At 72.5% G+C, this 11,448-nt stretch carries 14 protein-coding genes (1 of these 14 only partly in view); 9 read left to right on the top strand and 5 right to left on the bottom strand.

Translation table 11 applies throughout. From position 1 onward, the window contains the following. Positions 1 to 1,053: the 3' portion of an MFS transporter gene (locus tag ACFXPK_RS21370; protein WP_385077704.1), read on the top strand. 381 nt of this gene lie to the left of the window's left edge; the window shows 1,053 of its 1,434 coding nt (coding positions 382-1,434); its start codon lies off the left edge, out of view; it ends in the stop codon at positions 1,051 to 1,053. Here ACFXPK_RS21370 and ACFXPK_RS21365 read toward each other — a convergent pair. The 3 genes from ACFXPK_RS21365 to ACFXPK_RS21355 all read right to left on the bottom strand — a co-directional run bounded on the left by ACFXPK_RS21365 (position 1,007) and on the right by ACFXPK_RS21355 (position 2,488). Beyond that, positions 1,007 to 1,666: a TetR/AcrR family transcriptional regulator gene (locus ACFXPK_RS21365; protein ID WP_385001101.1), complete on the bottom strand. Its 660-nt coding sequence runs from the start codon at positions 1,664 to 1,666 to the stop codon at positions 1,007 to 1,009. The two genes, ACFXPK_RS21370 and ACFXPK_RS21365, sit on opposite strands and share 47 nt — an antisense overlap. 91 nt (positions 1,667 to 1,757) lie before the next feature. Then, positions 1,758 to 2,075: a DUF4031 domain-containing protein gene (locus ACFXPK_RS21360; protein ID WP_385077637.1), complete on the bottom strand. Its 318-nt coding sequence runs from the start codon at positions 2,073 to 2,075 to the stop codon at positions 1,758 to 1,760. Further along, positions 2,072 to 2,488 (bottom strand): hypothetical protein, encoded by a 417-nt coding sequence (locus tag ACFXPK_RS21355; RefSeq protein WP_385001120.1) that lies wholly within the window; start codon positions 2,486 to 2,488, stop codon positions 2,072 to 2,074. The genes ACFXPK_RS21360 and ACFXPK_RS21355 overlap by 4 nt, the downstream gene beginning before the upstream one ends. Before the next feature lie 271 nt (positions 2,489 to 2,759). Here ACFXPK_RS21355 and ACFXPK_RS21350 point away from each other — a divergent pair, with 271 nt between their 5' ends. The 3 genes from ACFXPK_RS21350 to ACFXPK_RS21340 all read left to right on the top strand — a co-directional run bounded on the left by ACFXPK_RS21350 (position 2,760) and on the right by ACFXPK_RS21340 (position 6,376). Further along, entirely contained in the window at positions 2,760 to 3,683 is a 924-nt protein-coding gene (locus tag ACFXPK_RS21350; RefSeq protein WP_385001095.1) for a MurR/RpiR family transcriptional regulator, read from the top strand. 141 nt (positions 3,684 to 3,824) lie between these two features. Further along, positions 3,825 to 4,805, top strand: a complete 981-nt coding sequence (gene murQ, locus ACFXPK_RS21345; RefSeq protein WP_385001117.1) for an N-acetylmuramic acid 6-phosphate etherase — start codon at positions 3,825 to 3,827, stop codon at positions 4,803 to 4,805. A gap of 26 nt (positions 4,806 to 4,831) precedes the next feature. Further along, entirely contained in the window at positions 4,832 to 6,376 is a 1,545-nt protein-coding gene (locus tag ACFXPK_RS21340; protein WP_385077634.1) for a PTS transporter subunit EIIC, read from the top strand. 12 nt (positions 6,377 to 6,388) lie between these two features. On the opposite strand, the gene ACFXPK_RS21335 is transcribed toward ACFXPK_RS21340, so the two are convergent. Beyond that, positions 6,389 to 6,838, bottom strand: a complete 450-nt coding sequence (locus tag ACFXPK_RS21335; RefSeq protein WP_385001087.1) for an amidase — start codon at positions 6,836 to 6,838, stop codon at positions 6,389 to 6,391. A gap of 112 nt (positions 6,839 to 6,950) precedes the next feature. On the opposite strand from ACFXPK_RS21335, the gene ACFXPK_RS21330 reads away from it, so the two are divergent. Genes ACFXPK_RS21330 through ACFXPK_RS21320 form a run of 3 tightly spaced genes read left to right on the top strand, consistent with a single transcriptional unit; the run spans position 6,951 to position 8,350 of the window. Then, positions 6,951 to 7,793, top strand: a complete 843-nt coding sequence (locus tag ACFXPK_RS21330) for a helix-turn-helix domain-containing protein (RefSeq protein WP_385077631.1) — start codon at positions 6,951 to 6,953, stop codon at positions 7,791 to 7,793. Beyond that, positions 7,774 to 8,097, top strand: a complete 324-nt coding sequence (locus ACFXPK_RS21325) for a DUF397 domain-containing protein (RefSeq protein ID WP_385077629.1) — start codon at positions 7,774 to 7,776, stop codon at positions 8,095 to 8,097. The genes ACFXPK_RS21330 and ACFXPK_RS21325 overlap by 20 nt, the downstream gene beginning before the upstream one ends. A gap of 1 nt (position 8,098) precedes the next feature. After that, complete coding sequence (locus ACFXPK_RS21320) at positions 8,099 to 8,350, top strand: hypothetical protein (RefSeq protein WP_385077627.1); 252 nt, start codon at positions 8,099 to 8,101, stop codon at positions 8,348 to 8,350. A gap of 27 nt (positions 8,351 to 8,377) precedes the next feature. Here ACFXPK_RS21320 and ACFXPK_RS21315 read toward each other — a convergent pair whose 3' ends face one another. Further along, entirely contained in the window at positions 8,378 to 9,814 is a 1,437-nt protein-coding gene (locus tag ACFXPK_RS21315) for an FG-GAP and VCBS repeat-containing protein (RefSeq protein ID WP_385077624.1), read from the bottom strand. Positions 9,815 to 10,279: 465 nt separating this feature from the next. Here ACFXPK_RS21315 and ACFXPK_RS21310 point away from each other — a divergent pair, with 465 nt between their 5' ends. After that, entirely contained in the window at positions 10,280 to 10,711 is a 432-nt protein-coding gene (locus tag ACFXPK_RS21310) for a hypothetical protein (RefSeq protein WP_385077621.1), read from the top strand. Beyond that, entirely contained in the window at positions 10,711 to 11,382 is a 672-nt protein-coding gene (locus tag ACFXPK_RS21305; RefSeq protein ID WP_385001068.1) for a hypothetical protein, read from the top strand. Before ACFXPK_RS21310 ends, ACFXPK_RS21305 begins: the two co-directional genes overlap by 1 nt. Positions 11,383 to 11,448 lie beyond the last annotated feature (66 nt).

Below are 11,448 nucleotides of genomic sequence, written 5' to 3'. Positions count from 1 at the left end.
GCGCGCAGGTGTGCACAGGGGTGGGGGGGTGGATGGCGGGGGGGGGGCGCGCCCCCCCCCCGGGGGCGGGGGGGGGGGGCGCCGCGCCCCGCGCGCGCGCGGGCCCCCCCCCCCCCCCCCCCGCGCGCCCGCGCGATGGCCGTCATGATCGGCGGGCTCTCCATCGCCAATGTGCTCGGCGTCCCGGCCGGCGCGTTCCTCGGTGAACACCTGGGCTGGCGCTCGGCGTTCTGGGCGGTCGGCGCGGCCTCCGCGGTCGCGCTGATCGGTGTGGCGACCCTGATCCCGCGTATCCCGCTGCCCGCCGAGAAGCCGCGGCTCAAGCGGGAGCTGGCCATCTACCGGGACCGTCAGGTCTGGCTCTCCATCGCCGTGACCGCGCTCGCGGCCGGCGGTGTCTTCTGCGCGTTCTCCTACCTCGCCCCGCTGCTCACGGATGTGGCGGGCCTGGACAGCGGCTGGGTCCCGACGGTGCTCGCGCTCTTCGGGATCGGCGCGCTGGTCGGTACGGCGCTGGGCGGCCGGTACGCGGACGCGCATCTCTTCACCGTCCTGATCAGCGGCGTGACCGCGTCGACGGTGCTGCTCGTCCTGCTGGCGCTGACCGCCACGCAGCCGGTCGCCGTCGTCGTCCTGACGTTCCTGCTCGGGGTCTCGGCGTTCTACACGGCGCCCGCGCTCAACGCCCGTATGTTCAACATCGCCGCCGCCGCGCCCACTCTGGCGGGCGCCACCACGACGGCCGCCTTCAACCTCGGCAACACGGGCGGCCCCTGGCTCGGCGGCTCCGTGATCGACGCGGACCTCGGCTTCGCCTCGACGGCGTGGGCGGGCGCGGCGATGACCCTGGTCGCGATCGGTCTGGCGGCGCTCTCGCTCCGCTTCCACCGCGCGACGGGCAGCCGGGTGGTGACCGGCTCCGCGGCGGTCGCCGCCGTCGACGCCGCCGCCGCTCCGGCCACGGTCCCGGCGTACGGGACGGACGGGCCGGACGGGAAGGACGGGGTCAGCGCGCGGCCGGCGGACGGACGAGATCTGTCAGCTCGGCCGTGAACAGCAGGGCCGGGTCGAAGCCCATCCCGGTGAAGTGACCCGCCAGTTCCAGGGAGAGGACGCCGTGCAGCCGGGTCCAGAAGGTCAGGGCCCGGTGGAGCGTGGCGTCCTCGGCGGGGTGGCCCCCCGCCCAGTCCCGGTGCTCCGCGAGATGGGTGTCGAACCCGGCCTCCGAAGGGACCGTGGGCAGTTCGCCGACCGCGTCGAGCAGCGCCCCCATGATCTCCTGGGAGATCGCGGTGATGTCGTCGGGCGCGTGGTAGCCGGGGACGGGCGTGCCGTAGATGAGCAGGTACCGGTGGGGATCCTCCAGGGCCCACGCGCGCAGGACGCGCGCCAGCCCGGCCGCGTCGGCGCCGGACGCGGCGGCCGCGTGGAAGGCGTCGGCGAGGCTCCGGTACGCGTCCCTGATCAGCTCGGTGATCAGCTCGTCGCGGCCGGCGAAGTAGCGGTAGAGCGCGGGGCCGCTCATCCCCATCAGCTTGGCGATCGCATTGAGGGAGAGCGCGGAGGCGCCCGCCGTGGCGATCTGCTCCCAGGCGCGTTCCTTGATCTCCGCGCGCACCTGGGCGCGGTAGCGCTCGCGCGGGGTCTTCGTGCCCGGGTCCGCCATGGCAGGCCGCCTTTCCACGCCTCTTCCGTACCGGAACCTTCTCCGTACCGGAACCTTCTCCGTACCGGACAACTATACCATCAAGATATAATTAGAGGCTATCACGAACTGTCTGTCGGGCAGCCGGTCCGGACGGTCCCGCGCAGGCCGGGCGGCCCTTCGGGCGGCGCAGCCCCGCCTCGGTGATCCGGCGGACGAGTTCCTTCGGGCCGATCTCCACCGCGCCCGCCCGCACGGCGTCACCGTAACGCTCCGACGGTATGTCGTAGTGGTCCCGCTCGAAGGCGCGCGGCGGGCAGCCCAGCGAGGCGGCGAAGGCGTGCAGCTCCCCGAAGGAGACGTCGCTGACCAGGTGCGACCACATCCGGCCATGACCGGGCCAGGTGGGCGGGTCGATGTAGACGGTCATACCGACCCCGCCCCGCCGGGACCGCCGGCCCCGCCCGGTCCGCCCAGCGCGCCGACCGCCGCGACCACCACGCCCGCCTTGCCGCAGACCCAGTGCGGGTCGGGCCCCAGCTCCGGCTCCACCTCCAGCGCGTGCGGCTCGGCCTCCGCGCAGACCGGGCAGAGCGGCCAGCGCCCGTACCGCTCCATCAGCGCGTCCTGGACGTCCTGGGCGACCAGCCCGGCAACGAACTCCACACCCTCGGGCCACTGCCCGACCCACCAGCGGCGGTGCGAGACCGACTCCTCGACCAGCGACACGACCTCGGGGCGCGCCACATCCCCGGCGGCCAGGTCCGCGAGGACCAGCGCGCGGGCCGCGTGCAGCGCCCGCTCCAGCGGATCGGGGGCGGCGTCCGGCGCCGGGGCGGGGATCGCGTCCCGGCCGGGGATCGCGCCCGTGGCGGGTGTCGCGTCCGGGCCCTGAGCCCCGTCCGGCTTCCGGATCGCGTCCGGGTCCTGGGTCTCGCCCGGCTTCCGGATCGCGTCCGGGTCCTGGGTCTCGCCCGGCTTCCGGATCGCGTCCGGGTCCTGGGTCTCGCCCGGCTCCGGGGTCTCGTCGTCCATCCCGCCATTGTCACCCGGGGGCCGCGCCCGCCCTCCCGAGGGGGTTGACGGTCCGATATGACGAAAATATCTTTCAAGGGTGACTCACGTCGTGAAGGAAAGTTTCAGCGGTGACGCTCCCCCCGCCCCCGCCGCCCTCGCCGCCAAGGTGCGGACCCTGGCACCGACCATGACCCGCTCCATGCAACTCGTCGCGGAAGCCGTCGCCGGCGACCCGGCGGGCTGCGCCGCCCTCACCGTCACCGGCCTCGCCGAACTGACCGGCACCAGCGAGGCCACCGTCGTCCGTACCGCCCGGCTCCTGGGCTACCCCGGCTACCGCGATCTCCGCCTCGCCCTCGCCGGTCTCGCCGCCCAGCAGCAGTCCGGCCGCGCGCCCTCCGTCACCGCCGACATCGCCGTGGACGACCCCATCGGGGACGTCGTCGCCAAGCTCGCCTACGACGAACAGCAGACGCTCGCCGACACCGCCGCCGGGCTCGACACCGTCCAGCTCGGCGCCGTCGTCGCCGCGTCCGCCGCCGCCCGCAGGATCGACATCTACGGTGTCGGCGCGTCCTCCCTCGTCGGCATGGACCTGGCGCAGAAACTGCTCCGTATCGGACTCATCGCGCACTCCCACAGCGACCCGCACCTCGCCGTGACCAACGCCGTCCAGCTCCAGCCCGGTGACGTGGCCGTCGCGATCACGCACTCCGGCTCCACCGGCGACGTCATCGAACCGCTCCGCGTCGCCTTCGACCGGGGCGCGACGACGGTCGCCATCACCGGGCGCCCCGACAGTCCGGTCTCGCAGTACGCCGACCACGTCCTGACGACGTCCACCGCCCGCGAGAGCGAGCTGCGCCCCGCCGCCATGTCGAGCCGTACGAGCCAGCTCCTCGTCGTCGACTGCCTGTTCATAGGCGTGGCGCAGCGTACGTACGAGACGGCCGCGCCCGCGCTCTCCGCGTCGTACGAAGCGCTCGCGCACCGCCACCGGCCGCGCGGCACCGTGCGCTGACGCCCGGTCCCGCCACCGGCACCGGGCGCTGACGCCCCGGCCCCACCCGCGTACCTCCTTCACCGGCACCCGCACCCCCGGAAACCGGCGCCCGCACCCCCGGAGAGAAAGAGCCGCTTCCCCATGTCCTCAACGCACGACATGAACCACACGAACCGCGCGAACCACACGCGTGACACCGAGAGCCGCGCGTACGGCGCACTCCGCGCGCAGCTCGACGGTCTCACCACCGAGGCGTTCCGCCCCGAACTCGCCGAGATCGACCGGCTTCCCACGCTGGAGATCGCGCGGATCATGAACGGCGAGGACGCCACCGTCCCCGCCGCCGTCGCCGCCCAGCTCCCCCTGATCGCCGCCGCCGTCGACGCGACCGCCGAGCGCGTGGCGCGCGGAGGCCGGCTGATCTACGCGGGCGCCGGGACGGCGGGACGGCTCGGGGTGCTGGACGCCAGCGAGTGCCCGCCGACGTTCAACACCGACCCCGACGAGGTCGTCGGCCTGATCGCGGGCGGCCCCGGCGCGCTGGTCACCTCCGTCGAGGGCGCCGAGGACTCCGTGGAGCTGGCGGCGGCCGATCTGACGGCGATAAAGCTGACCGCGGCGGACACGGTCGTCGGGGTCTCCGCCTCCGGCCGCACCCCGTACGCGGTCGGCGCCGTCGAGCACGCCCGCTCCCTCGGCGCGCTCACCATCGGCCTCTCCTGCAACGCGGGCAGCGCGCTCGCCGCGGCGGCCGAACACGGCATCGAGGTGGTCGTCGGGCCCGAACTGCTCACGGGCTCCACCCGTCTCAAGGCCGGCACGGCGCAGAAGCTCGTCCTCAACATGCTCTCGACGATCACGATGATCCGGCGCGGCAAGACCTACGGAAACCTCATGGTCGACGTCCGCGCCTCCAACGACAAGCTGCGCGCCCGCTCCCGCCGGATCGTCTCGCTCGCCACGGGCGCGTCCGACGAGGAGATCGAGTCGGCACTCGCCGCCACCGGCGGCGAGGTCAAGAACGCCATCCTGCTCATCCTCGGCGCGGTCGACGGACCGACGGCCGCCCGGCTGCTGACCGAGCACGACGGCCACCTGCGCGCGGCGCTGCTGCGGACCCGCCCCTCCCCCACGCCGTGACCTCCTGACGCGAGAAGACAGGGCCCATGGACAAGAACCGCGCCATCGCGGAAGCCATCCTCCCGCTCGTCGGAGGCGCCGCGAACGTCGCCGACGTGGCCCACTGCATGACGCGGCTGCGTCTCGGACTGCGCGACCGTTCCCTGGTGCGGGAGGCGGAGCTGCGGGCGCTGCCCGCGGTGCTCGGGGTGGTGGAGGACGGCACGTACCAGATCGTGCTGGGCCCGGGGACGGTGGCGCGGGTGACCCCGGAGTTCGAGGCGCTGCTGACCCGGTCCCCCGCGCCCGCCGCCACCGCCACCACGACCGCCGCTGCCACCGCCACCGCCACCGCCGACGGTCTGGCGGCGAAGGGCGAGGCGATCAGGTCGGCGCGCAGGACGCGGAACGCCACCCCCGTCAGACTGCTCCTGCGCCGGATCGCCGACATCTTCGTCCCGCTGATCCCCGCCCTGATCGGCTGCGGCGTCATCGCGGGCCTCGGCGGGCTGCTCACCAACCTCCACCTGCTGCCCTCGCTGACCCCGGCGCTGACCGCGCTCTCCGCCGGATTCATGTCGCTGATCGCGGTGTTCGTCGGCCTCAACACGGCGAAGGTGTTCGGCGGCACCCCGGTCCTGGGCGGCGCCGTCGCCGCGGTCGTGGTCTTCCCCGGCGTCGCGCACGTCGACGTGTTCGGCCGCACGCTCGCGCCGGGCCAGGGCGGGGTGCTGGGCGCGCTCGCCGCGGCGCTCCTCGCGGTACGGGTCGAGAAGTGGTGCCGCGGACGGGTGCCGGAGGCGCTGGACGTCCTGGTCACCCCGACCCTGACCGTCCTGGTCGCCGGACTGGCCACGTTGTACGGGCTGATGTACGTGGCCGGCCGGGTCGCCACCGCCATCGGCGACCTCGCCGACCGGCTGCTCACCTACGGCGGTACAGGCGCGGGGCTCGTACTGGGCGGGCTGTTCCTGCCGCTGGTGATGGTGGGGCTGCACCAGGCGCTGATCCCGATCCACACGACGCTCATCGAACAGCAGGGGTACACCGTGCTGCTCCCGGTCCTGGCGATGGCGGGCGCGGGCCAGGTGGGCGCGGCGGCCGCGGTCTACGTACGCCTCCCACGGAACACCTCCCTGCGCCGCACCATCCGCTCCGCCCTGCCCGCGGGCCTCCTCGGGGTGGGCGAGCCACTGATCTACGGTGTCTCGCTGCCACTGGGCCGCCCCTTCGTCACGGCGTGCGTGGGCGGGGCCGCGGGCGGCGGATTCGTGGGCCTGTTCCACCAGTTCGGCACAGCGGTCGGCTCGACGGCGATCGGCCCGTCCGGGTGGGCGCTCCTCCCGCTGCTGGCCGGCGACCGGGGCATGGGCGCGGCGCTCGCGGTGTACGGGGGCGGGCTGCTGACCGGATACGTCACGGGGTTCGCCGCCACGTACTGGTTCGGCTTCACGAGGACGATACTGACGGACCTCAACGCGCCGCCCACGCCGCCCGCACCGCTCGCGAACGCGAACGCGACCGCGACCGCGACCGGGGCCGGATCCGCGACCGGGCCCGCCCGCGCAGCCGTCGGCGACCCGACGCCCTGAGGCGGCCCGGCCTCACCGTCCCGCGGCCGTCCGCAGGAACTCCACCAGGTCGTCCACCCCGTACCCGAGCAGCGGCCCCCGCTCGGCGGCCATCAACAGCAACTGGCCCACGATCTCCGCACCGCGCCCGTCCGTGCCGTCGGCGGTCCAGTCCCAGAGCCCCTCGATCCCCAGATCGGTCATGAGGAGCCCGTACTCCTCGCGGATCTCCGCGCACAGCGACGCCACGGCCGCGAGCAGGGTGGCGCCGGGGCGTTCGCAGCGGAGGCAGAAGTAGTCGCCGAAGGGCTCGACCGAGCACCCCTGCGGCGGGTCGGCCCACAGCGCCTCGTAGCGCGGGGCGTAGCAGTCCGGCACGCCCTCGGCCTGGCAGTGGATCAGCCGGAACCGCTGGAGGGGCTGGAGGGGCTCGGCCGTTCGGGGCGCCACGTCCGTGTCCCCGGTGACCCGTGTCGCGTTCACTGTTCGCTCCCACGCTCTGTATCGGCTACGTACACACAGCGTGTCCGGGAGTGGCTAGCCTGAAAAGAGCAGGCGTCCCAACACCGCCACCTGTCCGAACCGGGAGATCCACATGCCTGGCCCCAAACCTCTCGACCCCTCCTCCTCGCCACGGGCCATGCTCGGCGCGGAACTCAGACACCGGCGGACCCAAGCTGCCCTGTCCCAGGACGAGTTGGGCGCCGCACTGTTCGTCAGCGGCTCGTTCATCGGACAGTTGGAGGCGGGCACGCGCAGGATGCAGCCGGAGTACGCGACCCACTTCGACCAGACCTTCGGGACGGGCGGCTTCTTCCTCCGGAACTGCGAGGCGCTGAAGAAGTCCAAGTATCCGGACCACTTCGCGGAGGCGGCGGAGGCCGAGGCGGTCACGATGATGATCCGGGAGTACGCGCCCCAGCTCATCCCCGGCCTGCTCCAGACGGGCCCGTACGCCACGGCGGTCTTCCGCGCGTACCACCCGACGGCCCCGGAGGAGGCCATCGACGAACTGCTGACGGCGCGACTGGAGCGGGCCGTGTTGTTGAAGAACCCAACAACTCCGATGGTTTGGACGGTGCTGGACGAGGCGGTGCTGCGCAGACCCGTGGGCAGCCCGGCCGTGATGGCGGGGGCGCTGCGCCATGTGGCGGCCATGGTCAGACGCCACCGGATCCTCGTCCAGGTCCTGCCCTTCGCGGCCGGCGCGCACGCGGCGATGGAGGGCGCCCTCAAGCTGATGACCTTCGAGGACGCGCCTCCGCTGGCCTATCTCCAGAGCACGGGATCGGGCCAACTGCTGGACGATCCGGCAACGGTGACCCGGCACGAACTGACTTACGATCTACTGGGGGCCACCGCACTGTCACCGAGAGCGTCCTTGGCCCTGATCGAATCAGTGGCGGAGGACTACGCGCGTGACGAGCAGCAGCCATGAGTACGACCTGAGCGCGGCGAGCTGGCGCAAGTCGAGCTACAGCGGAGGCACCGGCGGCAACTGCGTCGAGGTCGCCACGGAGTTCCCCGGAGCGGCCATCTGGCGGAAGTCCACCTTCAGCGGCGGCAGCGGAGGCGACTGCCTGGAGGTGGCCGACGGCCTGACCGGATTGGTCCCCGTCCGGGACTCCAAGACCCCTCACGCCCCGGGCCTCGCCTTCCCGGCGCCGGCGTGGTCCGCTTTCGTCACCGGGGTCAAGACCGCACCATCCACACCGACCGTTCACGTGTTCTCTGGGGGATGACATGGGTTCAGAAGCAGGACCGTCCGGTGAACGCCTTGTACGCGACCTGGTCCGCGAGACGGTCGCCGAACTGAGTCCGAATGAAATACCCCTGCTGGAAGCGCTGTTCGACAAGGATGACGCCACGGCTGTCCGGCTTCTGAGCGGACAGGGGCGCCGCCGGGAGCCGCTGGAACTCGGCATGGCCGAGAGGGTCAACACCCTGCTGTCCGGAGCGGGTTACCGGGCCTACCGGAACACGCCCGGCACCTGACCACCAGCGGGCGCCCGGCCGGTCCGCTCAGCCGGCCATGCGGTAGCCGAAGTTGCCGCCGCCCGGGGAGCCGCCCAGCGTGCCCAGGTGGAAGCTGGTGGATCCGACGCCGGTGACGCCGGTCGACGGGCCGGTCGGGAGCTTCCAGACGCGGCCCTTGTAGCCGTCCTCGCCGTTGCCGCCCACGTAGACCTCCGGGGCGCCGTCCCGGTCGGTGTCGGCGACGACCAGCGCCGAGCCGAAGTGGTCGTTGTTCTCCGAGGTGCTGGGGACGCCCTTGCTGTTCTGGGTGAGGGCCTTCGCGCCGGTGGTGGTGATCCCGGCGGGGCCGCCGCGCAGCACGGTGATCGCGCCCGAGGCGGTGGTGGTCGCCGGGTCGGCGCCGGTCTCGTACGAGGCGCCGACGATCACGTCGTCGTAGCCGTCCTGGTCGGTGTCGCCGATCGCCAGGGCCGAGCCGAAGCGGTCGCCCTCCTCGTCCAGCCCCGGGACGCCGGCGCTCGCCTGGGTGTAGGAGCGGGCCTTCGGGGTGGTGGCGACGCCGTTCGGGCCGCCGTAGGCCACGTAGATCCTGTTGTCCCCCGGATGGCCCGTCACCAGGTCCTGGTACCCGTCCTTGTTCAGGTCGCCGAAGGCCGAGGGGTAGAAGGTGCTGTACGCGTGCGGGCCGCCGAAGCCGCTGCCCTTGACGAGGCCGGTGGCGGACCCCTTCAGCACCACGCCCCCGGGCGCACCGCTCCCGAGGACGACGCTGCCAACGGCGACGATGTCGTCGATCCCGTCGCCGGTCAGGTCGCCCACGTGGACGACGGAGGTCAGCAGCTTGTCCAGGGACCCGGTGTCGCGGAACCAGACACCGGCCGACGCGCCCGTCGTACGGTCGAGCGGGCCGAGCCGTACGGAGAGGCCGTACGCGGTGCCGTTGTGGCCGCGCGTGACGAAGTCGTCCACCCCGTCGCCGTTGACGTCGCCCACCCCGACGGTGCCGCCGAGGACCTTCGGGTCGTGGGCCCGGTAGGTGCCGGGCGTGACGGTGGTGCCCCCGTCGGTGAGGCCCGTGGCGCTCCCCCAGAGCACCGTGCTCCGCTCGGCCCAGTTGACGACCAGGTCGTCGTAGCCGTCGCCGTCGAGGTCCCCGTGGGCGGTGACCTCGCGCCATCGGCCGTCCTCGGCGGGGTCGCCGGGGACGCCGGGCGTGGCCTGGCTGACGACGGAGGCCGTGTCGTACCTCAGGCCGGTGGCGGAGCCGTACGCGACGGTGACGACACCGGCCCGCCGCACGCCGTCGACGGTCGCGGTGTGCGCGCCGACGGCGAGGTCCGGGTAGCCGTCACCGTTGAAGTCCGCCCCGGCTCCCCCCACCGGGCCCGTACGGTCGGCCGCCGCGGCGGCGGGTGCCACCCCGCCGGTGCCGAGCAGTGCGGCCGCGCAGACGGCCGCCGTGGTGAGCGCTCTCGCACGCATCGAAACCCCCCAGGTTCCCGTTGACGGCCCCCGGGAGAGGCCGCCCGAATACCGAACGGATGTGATCATACGGGCCCCTCCGAGCCGCCTCGCACTACCGGCGGTTCTTTACATGCGGAGCCAACCCCCTTGTTTATCAAGTGAATGTGGTGGCCGATTTCCTTTGACTACGGGACCTGATGGAACATAGGGTCGGATGTGTCGGGTGAGCTGACCGACGGGGGACCAACCGGGGGATCGAAGGGGGAAGTTCAGCTCTTCAGGGACGCGTGCCTCATATCCGCGTCCTCATTCTCGATCGTGCATGCGCGCGGCGTTGCGCTTCCGCATGCCCAATTCACGGGGAAAAAATTGAATCGGAGATTCGCACGGGCATCGCTCGTGCTCACTTCCTGCACCGCGCTGGCTGTCGCCGGCACTCTCGCAGGATCGACATCTGCGCAGGCCACGTACTACAGCGGGGGCATGCCGAAGCGGTCGTTCAGCGTCAAGACCGTCGGCATCAACAGCCAGTGGGTCAAGTACTTCGACACCGGCCGGAAGAACTGGAACGACGCCGGGGTAAAGGCGAAGATCGGCCGGAAATCCACCGCCAAGGCTTCGTTCACCGCCAATCGCTACAGCGCGAGTTGGTACGGGGTGTATACGCCTTCCGGCACCCGCGCCAAACGAGTCTTCAAGATCCAGGTGAATGCGAGGACTCTCGACCGGGATGCCGGTTCGAAGTACGACCAGTGGGTCCGCAGCACCACCACGCACGAACTCGGGCACGCGCTGAGTCTCAACGACAACCCGAATACCAGTAAAGCGTCGCTCATGAAGCACGGTCGTAATCGCACGACGGTGCAGAAGCCGCTGGCGTACGACAAGTCCGAGGTGAAGAGGATCTACTCGTGATGGCGACCCGGAACATTCTCGTCACCGGCGCCGCGGCCCTCGCCGCGTTCGGCGTCGTCGGCTGCTCCTCGGACGGCGGGCCCGCGAACGGCTCCGGATCCGGGGCAGGCTCCTCGGCGGACGTCGTGTCCTACCACGCCGACTACCCCGCCTTCGACTCGCTCGACGCGGTCATCGAGCGGTCCGACCTCGTCGTCCGGGGCACCGTGACCGGCTCCCGGGTCGAGCCCCTGCTGCCCGAGACCTCGGCCGACGGCGACCCGGCCACCAACCCGCAGGCGGGACTCTCCCCGGAGGAGATCGCGCAGGCGCGGGCCGAGGCGGAGGCCGACCCGATGGTCGTCACCGTCTCCACGGTGAAGGTCTCCCAGGTGCTCTCCGGGGACGCCGCCGTCGGGGACACCGTCGAGGTCAGTCAGCTCGGCGGTACGTACAAGGGCGTCACGTACAAGGAGCGGGACACCACGACGCTCGCCAAGGGCGGCACCGAGTACGTGCTGATGCTCGCCGACCACGGCGACGCCGCCCCGTACGACCTGCTCAACCCGGAGCAGGCGCTCTACACCGTCGGCTCCGGCGGCGCGGTCAAGGCCGTGTCGGGCGGCGGCTTCGACAACGCGGGCCGGATCGGCCAGCTCGCCGACCGCACGCACCGGATCAGCGCCAGGTAGGCGGCGCGCGCCCGCCGCACCGCGGTCGTGGTGGGGCGGCGGGGCGTCACGGAGGACCTCGTCCCC

It is taken from the genome of Streptomyces sp. NPDC059142 (assembly GCF_042755665.1).
GTDB lineage: Bacteria > Actinomycetota > Actinomycetes > Streptomycetales > Streptomycetaceae > Streptomyces.
The sequence above is the reverse complement of the archived record's forward strand: the minus strand, read 5'-3'. Positions and strand labels throughout refer to the sequence as shown.

Bases quoted from the DNA above. Each gene is read 5' to 3' on its own strand.
- murQ (WP_385001117.1), top strand. From the start codon at position 3,825: ATGAACCACACGAACCGCGCGAACCACACGCGTGACACCGAGAGCCGC.
- ACFXPK_RS21305 (WP_385001068.1), top strand. From the start codon at position 10,711: ATGGCGACCCGGAACATTCTCGTCACCGGCGCCGCGGCCCTCGCCGCG.
- ACFXPK_RS21310 (WP_385077621.1), top strand. From the start codon at position 10,280: ATGCCGAAGCGGTCGTTCAGCGTCAAGACCGTCGGCATCAACAGCCAG.
- ACFXPK_RS21320 (WP_385077627.1), top strand. From the start codon at position 8,099: ATGGGTTCAGAAGCAGGACCGTCCGGTGAACGCCTTGTACGCGACCTG.
- ACFXPK_RS21340 (WP_385077634.1), top strand. From the start codon at position 4,832: ATGGACAAGAACCGCGCCATCGCGGAAGCCATCCTCCCGCTCGTCGGA.
- ACFXPK_RS21315 (WP_385077624.1), bottom strand. From the start codon at position 9,814: ATGCGTGCGAGAGCGCTCACCACGGCGGCCGTCTGCGCGGCCGCACTG.
- ACFXPK_RS21330 (WP_385077631.1), top strand. From the start codon at position 6,951: ATGCCTGGCCCCAAACCTCTCGACCCCTCCTCCTCGCCACGGGCCATG.
- ACFXPK_RS21365 (WP_385001101.1), bottom strand. From the start codon at position 1,666: ATGGCGGACCCGGGCACGAAGACCCCGCGCGAGCGCTACCGCGCCCAG.
- ACFXPK_RS21360 (WP_385077637.1), bottom strand. From the start codon at position 2,075: ATGACCGTCTACATCGACCCGCCCACCTGGCCCGGTCATGGCCGGATG.